Annotated in this window: 29 protein-coding genes; 17 read left to right on the top strand and 12 right to left on the bottom strand. The window is 68.8% G+C overall.

The window, feature by feature from the left end; genetic code table 11:
* Window positions 1–110 precede the first annotated feature (110 nt).
* The 11 genes from ACFVVM_RS08415 to ACFVVM_RS08365 all read left to right on the top strand — a co-directional run bounded on the left by ACFVVM_RS08415 (window position 111) and on the right by ACFVVM_RS08365 (window position 6,421).
* Window positions 111–650, top strand: a complete 540-nt coding sequence (locus tag ACFVVM_RS08415; RefSeq protein ID WP_387614733.1) for a hypothetical protein — start codon at window positions 111–113, stop codon at window positions 648–650.
* 226 nt (window positions 651–876) lie between these two features.
* On the top strand, window positions 877–2,190 hold the full coding sequence (locus ACFVVM_RS08410) for a lipase family protein (protein WP_387614730.1): 1,314 nt from the start codon (window positions 877–879) through the stop codon (window positions 2,188–2,190).
* A gap of 246 nt (window positions 2,191–2,436) precedes the next feature.
* Window positions 2,437–3,003 carry an RNA polymerase sigma factor gene (locus tag ACFVVM_RS08405; protein WP_387614727.1) on the top strand — a complete coding sequence of 189 codons (567 nt, stop codon included), beginning with the start codon at window positions 2,437–2,439 and terminating at the stop codon, window positions 3,001–3,003.
* Window positions 2,994–3,569 carry an Asp23/Gls24 family envelope stress response protein gene (locus ACFVVM_RS08400; RefSeq protein ID WP_387614724.1) on the top strand — a complete coding sequence of 192 codons (576 nt, stop codon included), beginning with the start codon at window positions 2,994–2,996 and terminating at the stop codon, window positions 3,567–3,569. Before ACFVVM_RS08405 ends, ACFVVM_RS08400 begins: the two co-directional genes overlap by 10 nt.
* Window positions 3,566–3,943 (top strand): Asp23/Gls24 family envelope stress response protein, encoded by a 378-nt coding sequence (locus ACFVVM_RS08395; RefSeq protein WP_387614721.1) that lies wholly within the window; start codon window positions 3,566–3,568, stop codon window positions 3,941–3,943. The genes ACFVVM_RS08400 and ACFVVM_RS08395 overlap by 4 nt, the downstream gene beginning before the upstream one ends.
* A complete protein-coding gene (locus ACFVVM_RS08390) occupies window positions 3,940–4,272 on the top strand; it encodes a hypothetical protein (RefSeq protein ID WP_387614718.1) in 333 nt (110 codons plus the stop codon). The genes ACFVVM_RS08395 and ACFVVM_RS08390 overlap by 4 nt, the downstream gene beginning before the upstream one ends.
* 75 nt (window positions 4,273–4,347) lie before the next feature.
* Window positions 4,348–4,815 (top strand): Asp23/Gls24 family envelope stress response protein, encoded by a 468-nt coding sequence (locus tag ACFVVM_RS08385; protein WP_387614715.1) that lies wholly within the window; start codon window positions 4,348–4,350, stop codon window positions 4,813–4,815.
* Window position 4,816: 1 nt separating this feature from the next.
* Window positions 4,817–5,005, top strand: a complete 189-nt coding sequence (locus tag ACFVVM_RS08380; protein ID WP_019050519.1) for a hypothetical protein — start codon at window positions 4,817–4,819, stop codon at window positions 5,003–5,005.
* A complete protein-coding gene (locus ACFVVM_RS08375) occupies window positions 5,002–5,319 on the top strand; it encodes an Asp23/Gls24 family envelope stress response protein (protein ID WP_387614711.1) in 318 nt (105 codons plus the stop codon). Before ACFVVM_RS08380 ends, ACFVVM_RS08375 begins: the two co-directional genes overlap by 4 nt.
* Window positions 5,316–5,852 carry a DUF6286 domain-containing protein gene (locus ACFVVM_RS08370; RefSeq protein ID WP_387614708.1) on the top strand — a complete coding sequence of 179 codons (537 nt, stop codon included), beginning with the start codon at window positions 5,316–5,318 and terminating at the stop codon, window positions 5,850–5,852. Before ACFVVM_RS08375 ends, ACFVVM_RS08370 begins: the two co-directional genes overlap by 4 nt.
* Window positions 5,849–6,421: an alkaline shock response membrane anchor protein AmaP gene (locus tag ACFVVM_RS08365; RefSeq protein ID WP_387614705.1), complete on the top strand. Its 573-nt coding sequence runs from the start codon at window positions 5,849–5,851 to the stop codon at window positions 6,419–6,421. Before ACFVVM_RS08370 ends, ACFVVM_RS08365 begins: the two co-directional genes overlap by 4 nt.
* Window positions 6,422–6,428: 7 nt before the next feature.
* Here ACFVVM_RS08365 and ACFVVM_RS08360 read toward each other — a convergent pair whose 3' ends face one another.
* Window positions 6,429–7,124: a DUF2993 domain-containing protein gene (locus ACFVVM_RS08360; protein ID WP_387614703.1), complete on the bottom strand. Its 696-nt coding sequence runs from the start codon at window positions 7,122–7,124 to the stop codon at window positions 6,429–6,431.
* A gap of 186 nt (window positions 7,125–7,310) precedes the next feature.
* On the opposite strand from ACFVVM_RS08360, the gene ACFVVM_RS08355 reads away from it, so the two are divergent.
* Window positions 7,311–7,937 (top strand): hypothetical protein, encoded by a 627-nt coding sequence (locus ACFVVM_RS08355; protein WP_387614700.1) that lies wholly within the window; start codon window positions 7,311–7,313, stop codon window positions 7,935–7,937.
* A gap of 168 nt (window positions 7,938–8,105) precedes the next feature.
* Window positions 8,106–8,846 carry a VOC family protein gene (locus tag ACFVVM_RS08350; RefSeq protein WP_387614697.1) on the top strand — a complete coding sequence of 247 codons (741 nt, stop codon included), beginning with the start codon at window positions 8,106–8,108 and terminating at the stop codon, window positions 8,844–8,846.
* Between the two features lie 96 nt (window positions 8,847–8,942).
* On the opposite strand, the gene ACFVVM_RS08345 is transcribed toward ACFVVM_RS08350, so the two are convergent.
* Both ACFVVM_RS08345 and ACFVVM_RS08340 read right to left on the bottom strand, forming a co-directional pair.
* Complete coding sequence (locus ACFVVM_RS08345) at window positions 8,943–9,368, bottom strand: DoxX family protein (RefSeq protein ID WP_387614694.1); 426 nt, start codon at window positions 9,366–9,368, stop codon at window positions 8,943–8,945.
* A gap of 99 nt (window positions 9,369–9,467) precedes the next feature.
* Window positions 9,468–11,288, bottom strand: coding sequence for an ABC transporter ATP-binding protein (locus tag ACFVVM_RS08340; protein WP_387614691.1), 1,821 nt, complete (start codon window positions 11,286–11,288; stop codon window positions 9,468–9,470).
* Between the two features lie 80 nt (window positions 11,289–11,368).
* On the opposite strand from ACFVVM_RS08340, the gene ACFVVM_RS08335 reads away from it, so the two are divergent.
* A complete protein-coding gene (locus ACFVVM_RS08335) occupies window positions 11,369–11,773 on the top strand; it encodes a MarR family winged helix-turn-helix transcriptional regulator (RefSeq protein WP_387614688.1) in 405 nt (134 codons plus the stop codon).
* 24 nt (window positions 11,774–11,797) lie between these two features.
* Here the strand turns inward: ACFVVM_RS08335 and ACFVVM_RS08330 are convergent, their stop codons facing one another.
* Together ACFVVM_RS08330 and ACFVVM_RS08325 are read right to left on the bottom strand one after the other, a co-directional pair.
* Window positions 11,798–12,703, bottom strand: coding sequence for an NAD(P)H-binding protein (locus ACFVVM_RS08330; RefSeq protein WP_387614686.1), 906 nt, complete (start codon window positions 12,701–12,703; stop codon window positions 11,798–11,800).
* A 172-nt stretch (window positions 12,704–12,875) separates the two neighbouring features.
* Complete coding sequence (locus ACFVVM_RS08325) at window positions 12,876–13,664, bottom strand: GTP-binding protein (protein ID WP_387614683.1); 789 nt, start codon at window positions 13,662–13,664, stop codon at window positions 12,876–12,878.
* Window positions 13,665–13,796: 132 nt separating this feature from the next.
* Between ACFVVM_RS08325 and ACFVVM_RS08320 the strand changes: the two genes are divergently transcribed.
* Window positions 13,797–14,246, top strand: coding sequence for a Zn-ribbon domain-containing OB-fold protein (locus ACFVVM_RS08320; protein ID WP_387614680.1), 450 nt, complete (start codon window positions 13,797–13,799; stop codon window positions 14,244–14,246).
* A complete protein-coding gene (locus ACFVVM_RS08315) occupies window positions 14,236–15,432 on the top strand; it encodes a lipid-transfer protein (protein ID WP_387614677.1) in 1,197 nt (398 codons plus the stop codon). The genes ACFVVM_RS08320 and ACFVVM_RS08315 overlap by 11 nt, the downstream gene beginning before the upstream one ends.
* 48 nt (window positions 15,433–15,480) lie before the next feature.
* On the opposite strand, the gene ACFVVM_RS08310 is transcribed toward ACFVVM_RS08315, so the two are convergent.
* The gene (locus tag ACFVVM_RS08310; RefSeq protein ID WP_387614674.1) at window positions 15,481–15,960 is read right to left on the bottom strand and encodes a winged helix-turn-helix transcriptional regulator; all 480 of its coding nucleotides are present in this window, start codon (window positions 15,958–15,960) and stop codon (window positions 15,481–15,483) included.
* Window positions 15,961–16,059: 99 nt separating this feature from the next.
* Here ACFVVM_RS08310 and ACFVVM_RS08305 point away from each other — a divergent pair, with 99 nt between their 5' ends.
* Window positions 16,060–16,416: a nuclear transport factor 2 family protein gene (locus tag ACFVVM_RS08305; RefSeq protein WP_387614671.1), complete on the top strand. Its 357-nt coding sequence runs from the start codon at window positions 16,060–16,062 to the stop codon at window positions 16,414–16,416.
* Between the two features lie 17 nt (window positions 16,417–16,433).
* On the opposite strand, the gene ACFVVM_RS08300 is transcribed toward ACFVVM_RS08305, so the two are convergent.
* Genes ACFVVM_RS08300 through ACFVVM_RS08275 form a run of 6 tightly spaced genes read right to left on the bottom strand, consistent with a single transcriptional unit; the run spans window position 16,434 to window position 21,072 of the window.
* Window positions 16,434–16,937, bottom strand: a complete 504-nt coding sequence (locus ACFVVM_RS08300; protein ID WP_387614668.1) for a hypothetical protein — start codon at window positions 16,935–16,937, stop codon at window positions 16,434–16,436.
* Window positions 16,931–17,578, bottom strand: a complete 648-nt coding sequence (locus tag ACFVVM_RS08295) for a hypothetical protein (RefSeq protein ID WP_387614665.1) — start codon at window positions 17,576–17,578, stop codon at window positions 16,931–16,933. The genes ACFVVM_RS08300 and ACFVVM_RS08295 overlap by 7 nt, the downstream gene beginning before the upstream one ends.
* Window positions 17,571–18,194 (bottom strand): hypothetical protein, encoded by a 624-nt coding sequence (locus ACFVVM_RS08290; protein WP_387614662.1) that lies wholly within the window; start codon window positions 18,192–18,194, stop codon window positions 17,571–17,573. Before ACFVVM_RS08290 ends, ACFVVM_RS08295 begins: the two co-directional genes overlap by 8 nt.
* Entirely contained in the window at window positions 18,191–18,946 is a 756-nt protein-coding gene (locus ACFVVM_RS08285) for an ABC transporter ATP-binding protein (RefSeq protein WP_387614659.1), read from the bottom strand. The genes ACFVVM_RS08290 and ACFVVM_RS08285 overlap by 4 nt, the downstream gene beginning before the upstream one ends.
* Window positions 18,939–20,021, bottom strand: a complete 1,083-nt coding sequence (locus ACFVVM_RS08280) for a FecCD family ABC transporter permease (protein ID WP_387614656.1) — start codon at window positions 20,019–20,021, stop codon at window positions 18,939–18,941. The genes ACFVVM_RS08285 and ACFVVM_RS08280 overlap by 8 nt, the downstream gene beginning before the upstream one ends.
* The gene (locus tag ACFVVM_RS08275) at window positions 20,002–21,072 is read right to left on the bottom strand and encodes an ABC transporter substrate-binding protein (protein WP_387614653.1); all 1,071 of its coding nucleotides are present in this window, start codon (window positions 21,070–21,072) and stop codon (window positions 20,002–20,004) included. The genes ACFVVM_RS08280 and ACFVVM_RS08275 overlap by 20 nt, the downstream gene beginning before the upstream one ends.
* Window positions 21,073–21,103: the final 31 nt, after the last annotated feature.

Here is a 21,103-nt window from a genome sequence, read left to right as displayed (position 1 = left end):
TCGGGGCGCTCAGCCTCCCGAGCCTGGCAGCTTATTCAGCTATCTTTTGGTTACTGGCCTGACGTGGTCGATCGCGTCGAGTCACGAATCCTCCAACGAAAGGTAGCTCGGTGAAGTCGACTTTCGCGGTTCTGTTCGGACTCGTGGTGGCCGCGGCGGCTGTGACGGGGTGCTCCGGGGGCGAGGATTCGTCGCCGACGGTGTCGACCACCACGTCGGCGGTGAGCACCGCGCCCGCTCCCACGCCCACCCATGAGGATGGTCACCCCGGTGGCGACACCACCGCGCCCGTGCCCGGTCCGACCACCGGGCAGCGTGGTGCCGACGGTTCCACCGGCAACAACCTCAGTGACGAATACTGTGCCCGCAATCAGGATCCCGGCTGCCCGCTGGGCAGTTACATCGGTCCCGACGCCATCCCGAATCCGAACGGCGATGGAACCTGGGTCCCCTGTGAAGGCACCATCTGCACCAACCCCAACCACGGCGGCGGACCGACCACGCCCCCGCCTGCGCCGACCACCACGCCGGTCGACACCGGTCAGGTGGAGGGCGGTCCGTGCGGCGACGACGGTCTGGGCCGATGGACCCATCTGGACGGTGACAACGCGGGGCACTACGGCACCGAGTGGCTGTGCTCCTACAACTAGAAACGAGCGCCGACGCGATCCAGCCGATCTTCTGCTCCTGACCGCTGCCTGTCGGCAATCGAGTCCCGCCCGCGCTGGGAAGCACTGCGGGCGGGACTCGCGCGTTCGTGGGCTCGGGACCGCGATGGGCAATCTGGGAAAGGTGTCTTGTTCTAAACAAGAGTGCATGCTGTAATTGGCGTCACAGCCGGAGCCACAACGCTGTGGGCCAACGAAACGAGGAACGATGTTCGCATCAATCGCCCGATCCAGATGGGCGGTCGTGCCACTGGCGGCGATCTGCTTGACGGTGGCGGGCATCGGCGCCGCTGTCGGCGAGCCGTATCCGAGCTTCCCGCCGGATCAGAATCAGCTTCCTCAGCTGCCCACCGAGCCGCAGCTCTACGACCTGCTCCCGATCCCGGTGCCCGCCGAGGATCCCTGGTACGACGACCCCGCGGACCTTGGCTCCTACGCACCCGGTCAGATCGTCCGAACGCGCACGGTGCAGACCCGCCTGCTCGGCCTGCCGTTCCCGGTGCACACCGAACAGCTGCTGTATCGCACCAACGATGTGCACGACAATCCGATCGTGACCGCGACCTCGGTGATCATTCCCGGCATCCCGTGGTCGGGTAGTCCACGACCGGTGGTGTCGTTCCAGGAGGCGATCGACTCGACCGATTCGTCGTGCAACCCGTCCTACACGTTGCAGACGGGCACGATGAAAGAGGCCGCGCTGGCGGTGTATTGGCTTGCCCAGGGGTTCGCGATCAACGTCCCCGATTTCGACGGCAAGTTCAACACCTTCAACACCTATGACGAAGGCAAGATGGTGCTCGACAGTCTGCGTGCCATGAAGAATTCGGCGCTGGGCCTGACCGATTCCGGGATCGCGCTCTACGGTTACTCCGGCGGCGGTTCGGGCTCGATCCGCGCCGCCGAACTGCGCGAGAGCTACGCGCCCGATGTCCGATTGCTCGGCACCGCGGTCGGCGGTTTCCCCGCCGATCTCCAGGCACAAGCCCGCTACGCCATTGCCCAGCAGCCCGGCCTCACCGGTATCAGCAACTTCACCATGTGGCTCGGATTCGCCGCGCTGTCACGAGAATTCCCGGATCAGTTCGACGCGAAGGAACTGCTGACCCCGGAAGGGCAGGCCATCGTCGCGGACATGCAGAGCCGCTGCGTCTACACGATCGCCGCCGCAGGCGCCTACCGCCCGATCAGTGCCTATTTCCAGCCCGGCAAGTCGCTGGAAACGGCTCACGGCGTGATGGAGGTCCTGGCGGAGCAGAGTATCGGCCACCATATTCCGGACAGCCCGATCCTCTGGTGGCACGGAATCTGGGACGAGCTGATCCCGGCTTCGGTGGTGTTGCCGACGGTCAACGACTATTGGGATCGCGGCGCCGACCTGCGGTTCTACACGATGCCGTTGCCCGAACACGTCGTCAACGCCGTCGCGGGCTGGCCACCCGCCGTGGCCTGGATCAGCGCAATCCTGCGTGGACTGCCGCCGGGTGAGCGGTTCAAGGCGGACTTCGAACTGCCCAACTAGAGCTCCCCGTCCAGTGGCGTCGATGACCGCCACCCCGGCGCCCGATCTCGACTGAAAGTCGTCGCCGAATTGCCGCTGCGTCCCCCGGAATTCCGGGGGACGCAGTCGTGGTTCGGGCGGCAGGCAAGCGTGTGCCGACACCCCCGGAGTCACGAACCCGGGGATGAGACGACGATCACTGATAGTTTGCCGTGACGAATTCCTGCGCATCGGTGTCCATCAAGGAGCAGCGGAGGAGGTGCCGGTGTGACCACGACGTCGCCCGCACCCGAGGCAGCGCTGGACGACGCGACCCTGGCCGGTCGGGCGCGTGACGGCGATGTCCGGGCATATGAGCAGCTGGTGCTGCGCTACCAAGGACCGATGTTCCGGCTGGCCGCGAGGATGCTGGCCGACCGAGCCGAGGCCGAGGACGTGACACAGGAGGTCTTCCTCAAGGCCTGGCGCACGATCACCCACCTCAACGACGACGCCGCCTTCGCGGGCTGGCTCTACCGGATGACGACCAACCGGTGCCTCAACGTGCTGCGCGCACGACGGGTCCCCGCCGATGTGGACCCCGATACGACGGCATCGCCCCGCACCGACACCCGGCCCGAGCACGCGACCGAGGTGAGCAGCCAGATGGCCGCGCTCACCGACGCACTCCAGCAGCTGACGCCCGAACAGCGCGCGTGCTGGCTGCTGCGCGAGGTGCACGGCCGCTCCTATGACGAGATCGCCGAGATCGTCGGCGCCAACAGCACAGCGGTGCGCGGGCGGATAGCGCGCGCCCGAGCCCAACTGGCAGAGGTGATGAAGCCATGGCGGTGACCCACAGCACCGACAACGACTACCTGCTCCCGTGCGGACGCGGGCTCGAACAGGTCTGGGAGCGACTCGACGACCCGGAGGTCGACCGGCACGAAGCGTCGTGCCCGCACTGCGCCGCGGCCAGGGAGAGCCTGCTGACGCTGCGCACCGCGACCCGCGAACTCATCGATGAACCCGACCCACCACCTCCCGATCTGTTCGGCCGGATCATGTCCGCCGTGCGCGCCGACGTGCGCCGCGGCAACACCCTCACCCTCGACACACCGCACCCCGGTGCGATCCAGGTCAGTGAACAGGCCGTGGCCGTGGTGCTGCGGTTCGCCGCCGACACCGTCGACGGCGTGCGCGCCAGGGGCTGCCGGGTGCGCAGCAGCGAACCCGGTCCCGACGGCGAGCAGGTGATCACGGTCGACATGACCATCGCCGTGCGCGCCGACGCGCATTCGATCGACACCCTGGTCGCGGCGGTGCGGGAACGGGCGCGCGCCGCGGCCACCGCCCGCGTCGGGGTCACCCTCGGCAGGCTCGACGTCACCGTGGTCGACCTCTACGAGGCGGACCGGTGACCGGCACCGTCCCCGAGACCGAACTGGTCGTCGCGGACGCCGTGATCGCGAGCGTGGCCGCCAGGGCCGCCGCGCTGGTGCCGGGCGTGGCCCGGCTCGAACCGGGTGTGCTCGGGCTGGTCGGCCATCTCGCCCGCTCCGGGCGCCAGCTGTGGATCGGACAGGAACCGGCCGCCTCGGCCGGTGTTCGGGTGCGGCGCGCCGGTGGTCTGCTCGACATCCGGATCGACCTCGCGCTGACGGCATCGAGCAATGCCGTCGAGGTGGGCCGGGCCGTGCAGCGGGCGGTCTCGGGCGCCGTCACCGAATCCACCAGCACCGCAGTCGATTCGGTGACGGTGTGTGTCCTCCATATCGAACCGGGGCCGCCGTGAACACCGACGACGACCTGACCGACCGGATCATCGCCGCGATCGACGCCGTCGACGGCGCGCATCCCGCGGTTCCGATGGGTCTGCAGAACAGCCGCTGGCTGCCGTGGAACGCGGGCAGCGCCGCGGTCGACCTCGGCGCGTCGGCGGTGGAGGTCCGCGTGGTCGCGACCACCCTGCCGCTACCGCCCCTACTCGAGCAGCTGGACGCGGCGGTGCGGCCGGTCCTCGCCGGGACACGGTGGGCCGAGACGGGGCTGCGCGTGCACGTCGTCGACCTGCACGTCGACGTGTTCGAGGAAAGCGACGCAGATCACTCGCCGGGACCGTGACGATCCGCCGAGCGCGGTGTCCTAACCCATGACAGTTCGTCAGCCCTTGGAGCACAACACAATCGGGAGGATTTCATGTCCAGCACGACCACCACCGGGAACACCAAGGCCGCGGAGAAGACCGGCACCGCCTCCACCAGCGCTCTGGTGAGCGATCAGGGCACCACCACCATCGCCGACACCGTGGTGCAGAAGGTCGCGGGCCTGGCCGCGCGGGAAGTGCGCGGTGTGCACGCTCTGGGCGGCGGCACCACCCGGGCGATCGGCGCACTGCGCGACCGCATTCCGGGCGCGTCCTCGAGCATCGGCCAGGGCGTCTCGGTCGAGGTGGGCGAGACGCAGGCCGCGGTCGATCTCGAGATCGTCGTCGAGTACGGCGTGGCCATCGCGGAGCTGGCGATCGCGGTGCGCCGCAACGTGATCACGGCCATCGAGCAGATGACCGGGCTCGAGGTCGTCGAGGTGAACATCAACGTCAACGATGTCTACATCGAGGACGAGTCCGACGACCAGCAGGCACCGAGCCGCGACCGGGTGCAGTGACATGAACGCCACCACGATCTGCCTCGTCATGGGCTTGTCCCTCGGATTCGCCGCGGCCTTCGGCGGACTGGGCGCGTTCGCCGTCGTGCTGATCTTCGGTGGCCTCGGTCTGCTGATCGGGCGCTGGCTCGATGGTGAGGTCGACCTGTCCGGGCTGCTGCGCTCGGCACAGGATCGGGGCAGGCGGTGACCAGTGCCGCCGCCCGGCTGCCCGGCACGACCACGGTCGGCGAGCGCGCGGTGCGCCGCATCGCCGAGCGGGCCGCCACCGAGGTGGCCGGGGTCGAGCCGCAGGTGCAGGTGAGCGCGCAGGTCGTCGGGACCGGCGCGACCCTGCGCGTCCGGTTCCCCGTCCGCTATCCGCTGCCGGTCGGGCGGGTCACCGACGAGTGCCGCGCGCATCTGATCGCCCGGACCGAGGAGCTGACCGGCCTCACCGTGCCACGGGTCGACATCGAGGTCTCGGCACTGGTGCCGGAACCGCCCGAGAGGAGAGTGCGATGACACGCCGCCCACGCCGGGTCGTCCCGGCGGTCGTCGTCGCGGTGCTGCTGTGCGCCACCGCTGTGCTCGTCGTCGTATCGCTGATCCAGCGCCTCACCGGGACACGGGAGCTGATCTCCTACGACAGCGTCGCCACCCGCCTGCACGACACCGCGTGGGGGAGTGGGTGGGTGCTGGGGGTCGGCATCGCCGTCGCGGTGCTCGGCCTCGCCCTGCTGGCGGTGGCGGCCCTGCCCGGCAAGCCGGTCGTGCTCGCCCTGGAAGCCGGAGACGGGATGGACGCCGGGATCGCGCGGCGCAGTCTTCGCCACGCGCTCGCCGACGCGACGGGTGGTGTCGACGGTCTGGACAAGACGCGGGTGAAATTGCGCCGCAAGAAGATCCACGTCTCGGGGCACACCCACCACACCGTCGAACAGACCGCGGAGGACGTGCGCCTCGCCGTCGCCGACCGGCTCGATCGCATCAAACCGGCCGATGTCCCACGCTTGCGCACCAGCGTGCGCACGATCGGTCCAGGGAGGGCGCGATGACCAGTGCCAACCGGCCCGCCCGGCTGAATCGCGGCGTGCTCGGACTGCTGGGGATCGCGCTGGCCGCCGCGGGCGGACTGCTGATCGCCGCGCATTTCGGCGCCTTCCGCGTCGATTCCGACGCGCCACTGGTGCCGGGCACCGAGGAACCGCCGCGGTGGATCCTCTTCTGCGTGATCGCCGGCGCGGTGCTCCTCGCGCTGCTCGCCCTGCGCTGGCTGGCCGCCCAGATCGCCCGGCTGCCCAAGCGCACGGTGTGGGAGATCGGTACCGCGGGGGAGCAGGGCCGCACCCTGCTCGGGTCCGGTGCCGCCGCCGAGGCGGTGGCGGCCGACATCGAGACCTACGACGGAGTCCGTTCCGCGACAGCACGTCTGGCGGGCAGCGCGCTCGCCCCCGACCTGCATCTGCTGATCGACACCGACCCCGCCGCCGATCTGCCCGCCCTGCGCACACGGATACTCGAGCACGCCGTGCCGCGACTGCGCACGGCCCTCGAGCTCACCGCTGTCCCCGTGGAAGTGGAGTTCCGCATCGCCGATCGCGGCCGCACACAACGCACCCGCTGACCGTCGCTCACGGGAGGTCGGACAGGGACACGTCGTGGGCCACGGCGGTCACGTGCAGTCCCTCGGCGCCCGGCTGGATCTCGGTCAACCGGGCGCCGAGTGGCAGCTGCTCGAGCGGCACGACGAAAGTGAGCGTCTGGCGCAGCAGGGCCAGCGGGATCGTCGGACCGCCGATCGCGGGCTGCGCCGAGACCGGGGTGACCTCGATGCCGTCGGCGGTCGGCGTCACGGTGACGAAGACCGTCGCGGGGACCGGGATGCCCTGCACCGAGAAGGTGCCGGTGACACGCAGCCCCTCCGGACTGTCGGAGATCGACTCCACCCCTGAGGGCGCGAAGTTCTGCACGGTGTCGTAGGGAACCACCGCCGTCGCAGTCGCCGTGGCCGCGACCAGGCTCGAGGTCCGTCTGTCGATCACGTCGGCCAGCGGTGCGGAGACATCGCTCAGGGTGACGTCGAGGTCGTTGACGGTGGTGTCCCCGCCGGTCCAGTCCCCGACACCGACGTCGATGGTGCGATAGGTGCCCTCGACGGCCTGGGTCAGGAACGGGAAACCGCCGATGGCGACACTCGGCTGGTCCGGGAGATCGTATTCGGCGGCGATCGCGCGGGCGATCTCGTTCTGCGCCAACACCACCGCGACCCGATCGCCGGCGACGAGCGCGATCGCCAGAATCACGATCAGTATCAGCAACCCGCGCATGTACTCACCCTCTCGGTCATCCCACCATCATCCCGGTGGATCATGTCGCAGCGCCGGGCCCGAGGTGCGATGTCAGCCCCCGACGCGCCGTGCCCCACCCGCTGACCTGGGCGCACAGCCGGTGCGTATCCGGGGATTTACGGGGTAATCGCGACGCACATCTCTTTGTCGATGAACGGAGGCGTCATGAGTTACGTCGAAGAGAATGTCTCCACCGAGAAAGTCGGGCGGCTGCGGATTCCCCGCAGCCGGGGCGCGCTGGGCGGTCTGGCGGTATTGCTCCTGGGCGCCTGGGGCGCGCTCATCCCCTTCATCGGGCCGTATTTCAGCTTCGCCTTCACCCCGGACGATCCGTGGGTGTGGACGTCGGCCCGCGGTTGGCTGCAGGTACTGCCGGGTGTCGTCGCGATCATCGGCGGTCTGCTCATGCTCATGAGCAGAAACCGCGTCGTCGCGAGTTTCGGCGGCTGGCTCGCCGTCGCCGCGGGCGTGTGGTTCGTGATCGGGCCCTTCCTGGCCGACCTCCTCCGTCTCGGCAGCGTCGGCGAGCCGGTCGCCACCTCCGACCTGAAACGCGCCCTGTTGCACCTCACGTTCTTCTACGGCCTCGGCGCCCTGATCCTGTTCTTCGCCGCGACCTCCCTCGGCCGATTGTCGGTCCGCACCGAACGTGACATCGCCTTCGCCCGCCGCGAAGCGACCGTCGTGCCGGATCGGGCTGCCGTCGTCGACGACCGAGTGGTCGCCCCGGCTCCGGACCCGCGAGTCAGCGAACCCCTCCGCAAGCCCGACATCCGCCACCGTCCGGTGTGAGACTTATCCCTCACTGTTCCGAATATGTTGTAGGGCAACAATATTGGTACCTTGATCAACGGGCCGGGCGGCCGGACCGCAGACCGCGCCGCCCGCCCACCTGGACCCCCACTGGTCGCTCCCCGCGAGTTAGTATCACCTAACTTCGATTGTCGCTCGGGAGGGCCAATGCCAGACCACGCTGCCACCTTCGACCATCTCATCCACTGGGTGAGCGATCTCGAGGACGTCATGGCGTCCTATGACGCGCTCGGACTGCCGACGCATGCGGCGCTCACCATGCCCGGGTTCCGGAATGCCGCCTGGGGTGTCGATGACGAGCGATATGTCGAGCTGGCCGTGGTGGACGACTGGGATGCGGTGGCGACTTCCAAGTACGCGGACAGCTTGGAGATCCTGAAGCCCGCGATCGACACCCTGCGCGCACCCGGCCTCTTGACCTTCGCCGTCGACGTACCGGACGCGCGGGCGACCGCGGCGCGGTTGCGGGCGGCCGGTCGGGAAGTGGACGACATCGAGGTGCGTTTCGAGGACCGGAACGTGGGGTTCGTCGAGGTGTTCGTTCGCGACGCGCCCGCGTATTTCCCGTTCTTCATCACCTATGATCCGCCCCGCGCCGAGATCGGCCGTATGCGCGCCGAGTACCGGGCGAAGGAGGGCATCACGTTCGAGGGTCGTCCCGACCTGGTCGCGCTCCTAGTTCGCAGTGCCGAGCCCGAGGCCGATGCGCAGTTGCTCGCCGATTTCCTCGAGTGCCCCGTCAGCGGGTCCACGGTCGCGCTGCCCGGCGCCGAGGTGCGTTTCGAAGAAGGCGCCCCGAGCGGTCTGTACGGCATCGCGGTGCGTGGACTCGACCCGTCGACGGCGCCGACCGAGGTGGCCGGAATGACCGTGGTCGTCGACAGCTGACGGCAGCACGTCGCGGGCCGAACCCACCGTTCGGCCCGCGAACACGCGAAATCACCGGACTCGACGTCCGGTGATCTCATCGCGACGGTGATCCGCTCACCGCAGCAGCGAGGTGATGGTGGCGCGGCGTTCGTAGGCGATCCAGGCGAAGATCGCGGCCAGGACCAGCGGGAAGATCGCCATCGCGGGCTTGTCGGCGATGAAGGCCTGCGTCGCGGCGGCGAGCACGGTGAGCACCGACAGCCCGGCCGCGGCCAGGCCGCTGAGCCGCGGTACCAGCAGGCCGATACCGCCCGCCACCTCCACGACGCCGATGAAGATGAGCAGCCCGATCGGGATGGTCAGGTTCTCCGGCGGGTTCTCCATCAGGGTGTTCGGGATGACGAGCTTCGGTCCGCCCGAGGCGATGATGAAGAACAGGCCGAGCACGATCTGCAGCGTCCACAGGACGCGGTTGCGGACCTTGCCGGGCTGGTAGGTGGAGCCGTTGGCGATGTTCGCGGAGGGAGTGGAAGTGGTCATCGTCTTGTCCTTCGTGTCGTGCGCGCTGGGTGGGTGGCGCGGTCAACAGTTAGGACGGAGCGTCGCCGGAGAACTCATCGCTGCCGGTGCGATTGTTTCTCAGGCCGCCACGATCTCGGCGCTGCCGTGCAGCCGGGCGTAGCGTCCCCCGCCGTCGACCAGCGTCGCGTGGTCGCCGAGTTCGACGACCCGGCCGTGGTGGAGTACGGCGATCTGGTCGGCCTCGCGGATGGTGCTCAGCCGGTGCGCGATCGTGATGACCGTGCGGCCCTGGGCGACCACATCGATGGCGGCCTGCACCGCACGCTCGGTCTCGTTGTCGAGGGCGCTGGTCGCCTCGTCGAGCACCAGTACGCGCGGATCGCGCAACAGCGTGCGGGCCAGGGCGATGCGCTGCTTCTCGCCGCCGGAGAACCGGTGACCGCGCGATCCGACCACGGTGTCGTAGCCCTGGGGCAGCGAGGCGATCAGCTCGTGGATCTGGGCGGCCCGGGCCGCGCGCTCGATCTCGGCGTCGGTGGCGCCGGGCTTGGCGTAGCGGAGGTTCTCGCGAATGGTCGTGTGCAGCAGGTACGACTCCTGGGACACGACGCCGACGATGCGGGCGAGGGTGCCCAGCTCGAGGTCGCGCACATCGACGCCGTCGATGCTCACCCGACCGCCGGTCGCGTCGTGCAGCCGCGCGACCAGGGAGGCGAGAGTGGTCTTGCCGGAACCGGTTTCGCCGACGAGGGCGAGCGTCGAACCGGGGGGCACGACGAGGGAGACGTCGTCGAGGACATCAGGTCCGGCGGCGTCGTAGCGGAAACCGACGTGCTCGAACCGGACCTCACCGACGACATCGCGCGGGTCGAGGTCGATCGGCCGGGCGGGTTCGTCGATCTCGACCGGAAGATCGAGGTAACCGAAGATCCGGCTGAACAGCGCCATCGAGCTGGTGACTTCGACACCCACGTTGAGCAGGCTCATCAGCGGCCGGAAGAGCCCGGCCTGCAGGCTGGTGAAGGCCACCAGTGTGCCGATCGTCATGCCGCTGCTGGTCGCCGGGAGCCCGGCGGCGAGGTAGATGACGGCGGGGATGGCCGCGAAGACGATGTTCATCGTGGCCATCCGCCAACGACCGGCCAGGCGCGAGCGCACCTCGAGGCCGACCAGGTCGTGCGAGGTCTTCTCGAAGTGGGCCGAGGCCAGGGGGCCGGTGCCGAGCGTCTTGCCCAGCAGCACGCCGCTCACCGAGAGCCCCTCCTCGACCTGACCGTGCAGGTCGGCGAGGTGGCGCTGGCGCTCGGCGGTGATGTCTCGGCGAATCAGGGCGACCCGCCGGGTCAGCCAGATCGCCGGCGGCAGCACCACCAGCGACAGCAGCGACAGCCGCCACGACAACACGGCCATCGCGATGGCCGTGCCCGCCACGATGGTGACATTGCTGGCGATGGCGGTCGCGGTGCTGGTGACCACCGACTGCATGCCGCCGACATCATTGATCAGCCGGGACTGGACCTCGCCGCCGCGGGTGCGGGTGAAGAACGCCAGCGACTGCCGTTGCAGATGGCGGAAGACGTCGGTACGCAGGGCGTGCATGACCCGCTGTCCGACGGTGGTGGAGATGAGGGTCTGCCAGACACCGAGCACCGCGGTGAGCACGGCGACGGCGAGCATGCCGCCCACGGCCCAGAGCAGCAGCGCGACGTTCTGGTGCGGCAGCGCGTCATCGATCACCATCCGCAGCAGGAACGGCGAGGCGAGGCTGATCGTCGAGGCCGCCACGATCAGGACGGTCAGCATGATGAGCTGAAGCCGGAACGGCGCGAAGAGCGCGGCGATCCGGCGCAGGGACACGGGGGACTCGCGCAGTTGGGCGCGGTCGGCCGGGTCGGGGCGGCGGGTACGGCCGCCGCGGGGAGATTCTCGGTCTTCCATGTGCAACCCCCTTTGGGCTGTGCGTTATGCTGAGGTTACCTCACTATCTGGTTATGTAAACAAAAGGAGAGGCGAGTTTTATGCCCGACAACGAGAGCGACCTCGTGATGCAGGTGGCCAGGACGCTCCGTCGGCGCTGGGCGGCGGCGTACGCGCCGATGGGCCTGACCCCGCACCAGGCCCGCGCGCTGCGCGTGACCGGTGAACACGACGGCCTGCGCCTCTCGGCCGTCGCCGACGCGTTGCGCATCAGCCCCCGCTCGGCCACCGAGGTGGTGGACGCGCTGGAGAAGGCGGAACTGGTCACCCGCAAGCCGGACCCGACCGACCGCCGTGCGATTCTCGTGGCGGTGACCGCGCTGGGCGAGCGCACCCTCGGCACGCTGGCCGCGGCCAGGACGAAGGAAGCCGACGAATTCTTCGCCCGCCTCACCGACGACGAGCGCGCCGCCCTGCGAGACATCCTCGGCAAGCTCGTCCCCTGAAACGGGGTGCCGCGTGCCGGGCGTTCAACGGAACAGGTCGGCGTGCTCGCGCGCCCAGTCGTCGAAGCCGCGGAGTGGACGGCCGATGATCTCCGGCACGGATGGCCGCTGGTCGAGGGTCCACTGGGTGAGCTCGGCGAGCTGGGCGCCGTACTCGGCGAGGGCGTAGAGCGTCACCTCGATGCCGTCGTCGGGCCAGCCACGCCGCTGCCAATTCGCGCGACCGACCTCCGGGCTCACCTCGACCGCGGCGATCTCGCGGCCGATCGCCGCGGCGATACCGGCCACGCGCGACCGGGTGCTGATCGGCAGGCCGACCGCCTCCAGCACATCGCCCACGTAGTCGTCGACGCGCAGTGCCGCGACCGCGACGGCGGCCAGATCGTCCTCGTGGATGAAGGGATAGTGGCCGCCGTCGAGGAAGGGTTCCCGCACGCCGTGTCCGGCCCGGACCGTGTCCGGCCAGTCCGATCCCGTGGCCGGGTAGGTGCCCTCGATCACCGCACCCATCACCGCCGACGGGCGAACATGGGTCCACTCCATCCCCGACCGCTCGACGGCCCGTTCGATGGCGAGCCAGAACCACGTCTCCGGCGGATATTCCTGCTCGTACTCCGGCCCGTGCGAGGACAGCACGACAATCCGCCGCACCGCGGCAGCCCGGGCGGCCGCCAGCGCGTCCCGCACCGTGGTCGGCACCGCTCCGGCGAGGAAGACGCCCTCGACCCCGGTGAAGACCTCGGTGTACTCCAGCGGCCGGGTGATGGAGCCCTCGACGACCTCGACCCCTTCGGGCCAACCGGTCACCTGGCCCGGCTCGGCGAGCACACGTACCCGATCGCCTGCGGCCAGCAGCTGAGCGGCGACGCGCCGCCCGATGAGCCCCGTGGGGCTGCTGCCTGCCTGCTTCCTGGCTTCGACCGCGGTCAACAGATGCAGTGTGGGACGGGACGCGTTCGTGATTCGATCGATGTCACCCATGGCAAGACCCTCCAACGAGAAAGCGGAGATCTTGCGCCTCCTCCTGAAACAGGGAGGGCGGTTGCGGATCCGAGAACACCGACACTACCAGTGGTAGTTAGTTCCTCGTCGACTGTGTTCGTCAGTAGTCGAGGACGTGTTCCGGCTGGCAGACGTGCATCGGTGACGGCAGATACCGGACGATGGCATCCAGGAACGGGGCGATGTCGCTCCAGGGGGCCGCATCGCACAGGACGGGTACGACCTCGCCGAGGTGGGTGAGATGACGGACGCGGTCATACAACCGCGCGGGTGGGATTGCGCGCGAGCCGAGGGTTCGGTCCCACGGCTCGGCGTCCTGTTCCATCACCGCGTCCACGAGCACGCGGTACCACTTCTCGGCGGCTTGCCAGTGATCCCCGTAGAACTCGGCCGCCATCGGTTCGAGCGCCCACATCGGGATCAGATCGATGACGCCGTCGAATTCGGAGCCGGTGCCGTGCGGAATATGCAGCGTCAATGGCACCGCGCCGTGCGTGTCCGCGATCGTGCGGACGCAACGGTCGAAGTCCGCGCCGGGGTGGTCGAATCCGGTCACCAGGCACAGCCGGGCGACCTGGTGGTCGTCGGCGACGCGCAGGATCGTCTCGAGCCGGGGAGCGCGCCGCACCGCCGCGTTCATGACCGCGATCACCCCATCGGCCACCCTGATGGCACGTTCCAGCGTGGCGATGGGCGCGTGGCTCGACAGCACGGCGAGGCGAATCGTGTGATCGATGTGGTCCGTCGTCCACCGGATCGTGGCCGTGGTGTCGGCTGCGGTCTCGGCGAAACGGCCGGTCAGACGGTCGAGGACCCGTTTCGTCTCCTCGGGGTCCCCGACGATCGTGACGTTGCGAATCGCCTGTGGCTCAATGACTTCGGTGCCCATCGCGTCCTGGTACTCCAGCTCGACCCGAGGATGTCGTCGCCTCCTCGATTCGGTCTCACCGTACCCGTGCACCCGCGCCGATGACGCGGGTTTCCGCCCCAAAGTAGAACGTGTTCCTATAACGTCGGGCTCGTGCAGAAAGAACAACGCCCTGCCGTGGCCGACTGGTTCACCGCGGACGACGGCACGGTGCGCCTGCGGGGAAGTCGCTGTACTGCCTGCGGTACACCGTATTTCCCGCGGAACGCGCTGGCCTGCCGGAACCCGCAGTGCGCAGGTGCTCGAGACGGCTCCGAGCTCGTCGAGTACCTGTTCTCCACCCGCGGCCGGATCTGGTCGTACGCGGACGCCCGCTACAAGCCGCCCCCGCCCTATGTCTCGCCCGAGCCGTTCGTGCCGTATGTCGTCGCGGCGGTGGAGCTCGAGGTCGAGCAGATGGTGATTCTCGGGCAGGTCGTGCGCGGCCTGACGGTGGACGACCTGGCCGTCGGCATGCCCGTCGAACTGACCCTCGGCGTGCTGTACGAGGACGAGGAAGCGGAGCACACCGTGTGGATGTGGAGGCCCGTCGATGACCAGTGATCGCGATATCGCCGTACTCGGTGCAGGCATGCACCAGTGGGGTAAGTGGGGGCGCAACTTCGTCGAATACGGTCTGGTCGCCGCGCGTGCGGCACTGGCCGATGCCGGGGTGGACCACCGCGATGTCGGCTACATCGCCGGCGCCGACACGATCCGCAACGGCTACCCCGGTTTCGTCTCGGGCGCGACCTTCGCCCAGGCGCTGGGCTGGACGGGCGCGCGGATTTCGAGCAGCTACGCCGCCTGCGCCTCCGGTGCCCAGGCCATCGCCAACGCGCGCGCCCAGATCCTGGCCGGGTTGTGCGATGTGGCGCTGGTGGTCGGCGCGGACACCACTCCGAAGGGCTTCTTCCAGCCGGTCGGCGGCGAACGCCGCGACGATCCGGACTGGTTGCGTTTCCACCTGCTCGGCGCCACGAACCCCATCTATTTCGCGCTGTATGCCCGGCGGCGGATGGCGCTGCACGGTGCCACCCTCGACGATTTCGCCGCGGTCAAGGTCAAGAACGCCAAACATGGCCTGAACAACCCGTACGCCCGCTATCGCAAAGAGGTCTCGGCCGAGGAGGTCGCCGCCTCGGCGATCGTCTCCGACCCGCTGCGGCTGCTCGACATCTGCGCCACCAGCGACGGCGGTGCCGCCCTGGTGCTGACCTCGATGGACTACGCGAGGCGGCACGGCATCGCCGATCCGGTGCGCATCCGGGCGCTGTCGACGGTCACGCCGACGTTCCCGAAAACAGTGCTCGACCTACCGGATTTCGCGACGGACTCCGCGGTCGCCGTCGAACCGCCCTCGCGCGAGTTCCGTTCCGCCGTCGCCTACGCCGCCTACGAAGAGGCCGGTCTCAGCCCTTCCGACCTGTCCTTCGCCGAGGTCTATGACCTGTCCACGGCGCTGGAACTGGACTGGTACGAGGACATCGGGCTCTGCGAAAAGGGCGGCGCGGAAAAGCTCTTGCGCAGTGGCGCAACGACATTGGGCGGCCAGGTGCCGGTGAACCCCAGCGGCGGCCTCGCCTGCTTCGGTGAGGCGATCCCCGCGCAGGCGATCGCCCAGGTCTGTGAACTCACCTGGCAGCTGCGCGGCCAGGCGGAGGGCCGCCAGGTCGACGACGCGAGCGCGGGTATCGCGGTGAACCAGGGCCTGTTCGGCCACGGCTCGGCCATCATCGCCACCCGCTGAACCCCGGACTGCCCGCGCGGCCACCTTGTGGTGCGCGGGCAGGCGGGGCTACTCCGCGTATCGCGCGCGCATCTGCGCACCGGCGGCCGGCCCCGCGGTGAAGGCGAAACGTGGATCCGAGACGGCCAGTCCTGTGCCGGGGTCGATGACGGCGGGCTCCACTTCGCGGCCGGTCTCGGCGTCGACGAGGATCATCGCCCGCTCCCCGGGCGCGAGTTGTGCGTTGCGCCAGGCGGCCATGGCGACCAGGACGGGGCGCAGCGACCGTCCGAAATCGGTCAGCACGTACTCGTGTCGCACCGGACGCTCTTGATAGGCCCGCTTCGTGAGGATGCCGTTGTCCACCAATGCCTTCAGCCGGGTGGTGAGCATGCTCGAGGACAGGCCGATGTTCGCCTCGAACTGATCGAAGCGCGTGTACCCGTCGAAGCAGTCGTGCAGGATCAGGATCGTCCACCACTCGCCGACATACGACATCGCCGTCGACAACGGGCACTCGCGATCCTCGACCCGAACGCGTGCGGGCATGGGGAATCTCCTTGGTTTCGGCCGGTACGGTTACTGCTAAAATAGCAGTTATTTGACCGATGGGACCATGCCGAAGCATCCACAGAAGAGGGAGAAGCCATGACCGAGACCTTCCCCGAGTATCTCCCCGCCGCCTTGCCGGACGTGGTGACCGCGTATCTCGACGCCCGCGACGCGCAGCGCCATACCGACGCCACCGCTGTTTTCGCGACCGATGCGACTGTGCGCGACGACGGCAACACCTACGAGGGCATCGATGCGATCAGCACCTGGATCGCGCACTCGTCGACCGAGTACACCTACACCAGTACCCGCGTCGGACAGCGGATCATCGACGACACCCACACGACCGTCCAGGTGCGCCTCGACGGTGATTTCCCCGGCTCCACCGTGACCTTGCGCTACCAGTTCGAACACGTCGACGGCCTGATCACCCGCTTGGCGATCGAGGTCTGAAGCAGTTCGGCCTCGGCTCAGCGGGTCGGCTGCGGCACCTCTTCGTAGACCTCGCCGACCGCACCGGCGAGGAGCCGATCGGTCATCTCCTGTTTCAGGACGGTCAGTCGTTCCTCGTCTGCCGGGGTGCGGTCACGACGGGCACCGAGCTCGATGAATTCATCGGTGACGAACCCCGCGTCGCGCAACCGCAGCAGGACGGTGCGGTCGCGATAGCGGAATTCCCACACGTAGCGGGCCAGGGTGGTGCCGCGGTCGGTCGCGGTGAGTTCGGGAGCGACGACGAAGCGGTCGCCGGTGACGGCCCGCAAGACCATCTCGATCGCGTCCCGGCCGCCAGGGCCCGGAAAAGCGGTGCGAACGGTGACCTCGCGGCGCTCGACGGGACCGAGCAGCGCGACGGCGTGGCGCATCGCGCAGTACGCGTGCGCCACCCCGCCGGGGAAGTGCGGGCCGTGATACTTCATCAGGTCGGTGAACGAGAATTCGATCGGCGTGCCCGATTCGAGGACTGTCAGCATGTCTTCCTCCGGCCTGCGGTGGCCCAGTAGAGCGTGGAATAGAGCAGTTGCGTCGCACCGGGCATGAATCCGGACCCGTGGTGATACACCGGGTCCATGGTGGTGACCAGCAGGCGACCGGGCGTCGACTGCTCGTCGAGATAGAGGATCGAGCCGTCGCGGTCGCCGTCCTCGGTGTGCAGATCGACCAGGCTCACCGCGCCGGGCGGCGGCTCGAGCACACCGTGGTAGTGCCAGATCACGGCGCGCTCGGCGAAGAACCGCCAGGCGGGATGGTCCGGGGCACGGGTGCGCAGGCGGTGGTCCTCACCGGTCCGCCACCACCAGAACACCGTCGGGCGGCTCTCCAGCCGGACACCGGGCACCCATTCCTCCACGGCGTTCACGCCGAAGATCACCACGGTCGCGCCTCGATCGAGGGCGGCGAGGATCCCGGCGGTCCAGTGCCGCAACAGTTCCGGGCGCAGCCGGTCGGCGATCACGATCACCTCGGCGTGCGCGAGCTGATCGGGCGTGCCGGTTCGCAGATGGATCGGGCGGATCCGATACGGCGCCAGCGCCGGGTCGGCGAGCGTGGCGAGCTGCGCGTGGCTGCCGCCGTGCAACAGCACGATCGAGCAGGCGGCGGGGGAGTCAGTCATCGTGACCCTCCAGCCAGCGCACGAGCTGGGTGCGCAACCGCTCGGTCCCACGGGCGGCAGTGGCGAACTGCAGCAGATCGTTGCCGCCGTGCACCAGGACCCGCCCCGCACCGAGCGGGTAGTCGTAGTCGATCGGCGCGAAGGTGGTGCCGAGAGTGTGCACCACCCGTGCGCCTTCGGGGAGTCCCGCGTACCAGCCGCGCCCGTAGAAACCTGCCACGCCGATCCGTTCGAGTTCCTCGAACGGCACCGGTCCGGGTGTTCCGGTGCTGTACAGGAAGGACTTCGGATCGGTGCCCGACCACACGGGATGGTCCGTGACGCGAGTCAGCGCGAGATCACGGGGGTTGCGGAAGGCGAGCTTGCGCCAGATGGTCAGTCCGGCCAGGAATTTCCGCTGGACGTGTCCGTTGATCACGAGACGCCCGCCGCCGGTGACGAACGAATCCAGGAACGGCCGCTGCTCGAGCAGATACTCCTGATCGACATCACCGGTCAGATACACGCCGGTGACGGTGCTGTCGCAGGCGGTCGGCAGATCGTAGACATCGACTTCCCGAAAGCCGTCGACCGATTCGCCGTCGCGGGGGACCATCAGGGCCTTCAGCACCGTCACGCGATTCCCCGTCCGAAATCGGGCACGGTCAGGCGCCTTGTCGCACTGGGTGTTTCGATATCGGCGGTGACGATGGGCACCCCGTACATCTCGGAGAGCAGTTCACCCGTGAGCAACTCGCGCGTCGGGCCGATCCGCTGGTCGTCGGCGCTCACCATCAGCATCGACCGTTCGGCCACGTGCAGTGCGTGATCGGGGTGGTGGGTGGTCATCACCACCGCCATCCCGTCGTCGGCCAGCGCGCGGAGCACGGTCAGCACCCTAGCCTGATTGCGCAGGTCGAGGGCGGCGGCGGGCTCGTCGAGCACGATCGTGTCGCAGTCCGAGACCAGGGCACGCGCGATGAGCACCAGTTGACGTTCGCCGCCGCTGAGCCCGGTGTAGTCGCGGTCGGCCAGATGCGAAATGCCCACCCGGCGCAGCGACTCCCGCGCGGCCGCGCGATCGACCGTGGTCGGCGTGCTGTAGATCTTCACCGTCCTGGCCCGGCCCATGAGCACCATGTCGAGCACCGAGAACGAGAACACCACCGCATGGCTCTGCGGCACGTAGCCCACGGCGCCGGTCGTCGCGACCGAACCGGTCACCGGCCGGGTGATTCCGGCCAGGCATTTGAGCATCGTGGTCTTGCCGCGCGCGTTCGGTCCGAGCACCGCGAAGACCTGGCCCGCCTCGGCGCGGACCGAGACATCGCGAAAGATCCACGGTCCCTTGGCCGAATAGCGGAACGACAGCGAGTTCGCCTCAATCATCGGAACCCCACAGGCGGCGCCGGTTGCGGATCAGCAGCGCGACGAAGAACGGTGCGCCGATGATGGCGGTGAGGATGCCGATCGGGATCTCGGCCGTGCTGATCGTGCGCGAGAGGGTGTCGATCAGGGTGAGGTAGATGGCGCCGAGCAGGGCACTGGCCGGCAGCACGATCCGGTTGTCGGTGCCGACCATCATCCGCACCAGGTGCGGGACGACCAGTCCCACCCAGCCGATCACCCCGGCGACCGAGACCGATCCCGCGGTGATCAGCGCGACGCACACCAGCAGGAGGTTGCGCAGCCGCCGTGGCTTCAGCCCCAGCGCGGTGGCGTCCTCGTCGCCCATCGCGAGAATGTTCAGCCGCCAGCGCAGCGCGAGCACCACCAGTCCCGCCACGACGATCGGGATCGCCGCGGTCAGCACCTTCGTGTAGCTGGCCGTCGCCAGCGAACCCATGAGCCAGAAGACGATCGAGGGCAGTTCGCTGTAGGGGTCGGCGATATAGGTGATGAACGAGACCATCGCCTGGAACATCGCGCCGACCACGGTGCCGCCGAGCACGATCATCAACAGCGGCGCTCCCGGCACCGCCCGGGCGATCGTCACTACCAGCACCAGGGCCGCGACGCCGCCGAGGAACGCGCCGCCGACCAGCGCGGCGCCGCCGACGCCGGTGAGCAGCACCATGACGCCGCCGAACGAGGCGCCCGAGGACACCCCGAGCACCTGGGCGCTGGCGAGCGGATTGCGGAACACGGCCTGCATCACCGCACCGGTGAGCGCCAGCCCCGCCCCCAACAGGACCGACAACAGCACGCGCGGAAGTCGCACATCCAGCACCACCGTGCTCTCCTGCGGATACCAGGTCTGCGCGATCGGCAGGAACTGCCCCAGCAGGATGCGAATGATCTCGTTCGGCGGCACGGCGTAGCGGCCGACGGCCAGCGCGCCGATCGCCACGACGATCAACAGGACGAGGAAACCCGGAACCGCCAGCGTCCGCCGATCGAACCTCGTCCGTGGCGGCGCCGGATCCTCCGACGCCGCCACCCGGTCAACGGAGGAACTGGTCATACCCGGCGGCGTCCTTGTTCAGATCCAGACGCAGCACCTGGTCGATCTCGTCGTCGCTGATCCGGTAGCCGAACAGATCGTCGAACCCGGCGCGGATGTCCTCGCGCAGTTGCCCATCGCGCGCGCCCGGGTACAGGATCCGGTTCATCCAACCCCACATGAGCGGCGATTCGGCGCTGGGCACCTGCCACCGGTAGCCGCCGAGCGGGGTCTTGTAGACGCGCTTGTTCTGGACCGCGCTCACATTCGCCAGCCGAGGGTCGGCGTAGATGTCGGCGGGAGTGCTCTCGTCGAACCCACTGAGCATGATGACCTCGGGGTTCCAGGACAGGATCTGTTCCGGACCCACCTGCCCGGAGTCGGAGACGAAGCCCTTGGTGACCAGGTCCGCGCCGACCAGGTCGAACTGGAATCCGTCGTATCCCTTGGCGCTGGTGGTGCTGTAGGTGTCACCGGTGCGCGACAGGATCATCGCCCGCGGCCGCGGGCCCTGCTGCTCGGCCACCCGCGTGCGCATCTCGGCCTGCTCGGCGCGCTGCCAGTCGACCAGGTGCCGGCCACGGTCCGGCTTGCCCGCGATTTGCGCGAACAGGGTGATCCACTGTTCGAGGTCGTCCTGGGTTCCGTACTTCAGCCCCACCACCGGGAAGCCCGCCGACTCGATCGGCGCGATCACGTCGGAACCCCGGTCACCCCACTGGATCACGACATCGGGGTCGATGTGCAACAGCGTCTCGAGATTCGGAATGAAATCGCTGCCCGCGACAGTCGGTGACTCCGCCGAGCCGGGGAACATGGTCGCGAACATGCCACCCCGGTTGGCCACCAGCGTCGACTGATTGATCCCGACGATCCGGTCGTAGCTGCGGTCCACCGCGGCGAAGATCGAGGGTGCGGGCATCACGGTGAACGCCACCTTGTCGGCGGGCCCGTCCAGCGTGACGGTCTGCCCACGCTGGTCCACGAGAGTCAGCGCCCCCGCACCACCCACGGCCTCGGTCTGCGCCTCCCGGTTCGAGCACCCCACGGTCAGCGCGAGGGCTCCGATCACGCCGACGGCCGTCCATCGCCGGACCCGAAGA

This window comes from Nocardia sp. NPDC058176 (genome assembly GCF_042883805.1).
Classification (GTDB): Bacteria; Actinomycetota; Actinomycetes; order Mycobacteriales; family Mycobacteriaceae; genus Nocardia.
The sequence above is the reverse complement of the archived record's forward strand: the minus strand, read 5'-3'. Positions and strand labels throughout refer to the sequence as shown.

Coding starts and splice junctions, on each gene's coding strand:
- ACFVVM_RS08410 (WP_387614730.1), top strand. CDS start 877: ATGTTCGCATCAATCGCCCGATCCAGATGGGCGGTCGTGCCACTGGCG.
- ACFVVM_RS08400 (WP_387614724.1), top strand. CDS start 2,994: ATGGCGGTGACCCACAGCACCGACAACGACTACCTGCTCCCGTGCGGA.
- ACFVVM_RS08385 (WP_387614715.1), top strand. CDS start 4,348: ATGTCCAGCACGACCACCACCGGGAACACCAAGGCCGCGGAGAAGACC.
- ACFVVM_RS08380 (WP_019050519.1), top strand. CDS start 4,817: ATGAACGCCACCACGATCTGCCTCGTCATGGGCTTGTCCCTCGGATTC.
- ACFVVM_RS08370 (WP_387614708.1), top strand. CDS start 5,316: ATGACACGCCGCCCACGCCGGGTCGTCCCGGCGGTCGTCGTCGCGGTG.
- ACFVVM_RS08365 (WP_387614705.1), top strand. CDS start 5,849: ATGACCAGTGCCAACCGGCCCGCCCGGCTGAATCGCGGCGTGCTCGGA.
- ACFVVM_RS08360 (WP_387614703.1), bottom strand. CDS start 7,124: ATGCGCGGGTTGCTGATACTGATCGTGATTCTGGCGATCGCGCTCGTC.
- ACFVVM_RS08355 (WP_387614700.1), top strand. CDS start 7,311: ATGAGTTACGTCGAAGAGAATGTCTCCACCGAGAAAGTCGGGCGGCTG.
- ACFVVM_RS08350 (WP_387614697.1), top strand. CDS start 8,106: ATGCCAGACCACGCTGCCACCTTCGACCATCTCATCCACTGGGTGAGC.
- ACFVVM_RS08345 (WP_387614694.1), bottom strand. CDS start 9,368: ATGACCACTTCCACTCCCTCCGCGAACATCGCCAACGGCTCCACCTAC.
- ACFVVM_RS08340 (WP_387614691.1), bottom strand. CDS start 11,288: ATGGAAGACCGAGAATCTCCCCGCGGCGGCCGTACCCGCCGCCCCGAC.
- ACFVVM_RS08335 (WP_387614688.1), top strand. CDS start 11,369: ATGCCCGACAACGAGAGCGACCTCGTGATGCAGGTGGCCAGGACGCTC.
- ACFVVM_RS08325 (WP_387614683.1), bottom strand. CDS start 13,664: ATGGGCACCGAAGTCATTGAGCCACAGGCGATTCGCAACGTCACGATC.
- ACFVVM_RS08315 (WP_387614677.1), top strand. CDS start 14,236: ATGACCAGTGATCGCGATATCGCCGTACTCGGTGCAGGCATGCACCAG.
- ACFVVM_RS08310 (WP_387614674.1), bottom strand. CDS start 15,960: ATGCCCGCACGCGTTCGGGTCGAGGATCGCGAGTGCCCGTTGTCGACG.
- ACFVVM_RS08305 (WP_387614671.1), top strand. CDS start 16,060: ATGACCGAGACCTTCCCCGAGTATCTCCCCGCCGCCTTGCCGGACGTG.
- ACFVVM_RS08300 (WP_387614668.1), bottom strand. CDS start 16,937: ATGCTGACAGTCCTCGAATCGGGCACGCCGATCGAATTCTCGTTCACC.
- ACFVVM_RS08295 (WP_387614665.1), bottom strand. CDS start 17,578: ATGACTGACTCCCCCGCCGCCTGCTCGATCGTGCTGTTGCACGGCGGC.
- ACFVVM_RS08285 (WP_387614659.1), bottom strand. CDS start 18,946: ATGATTGAGGCGAACTCGCTGTCGTTCCGCTATTCGGCCAAGGGACCG.
- ACFVVM_RS08280 (WP_387614656.1), bottom strand. CDS start 20,021: ATGACCAGTTCCTCCGTTGACCGGGTGGCGGCGTCGGAGGATCCGGCG.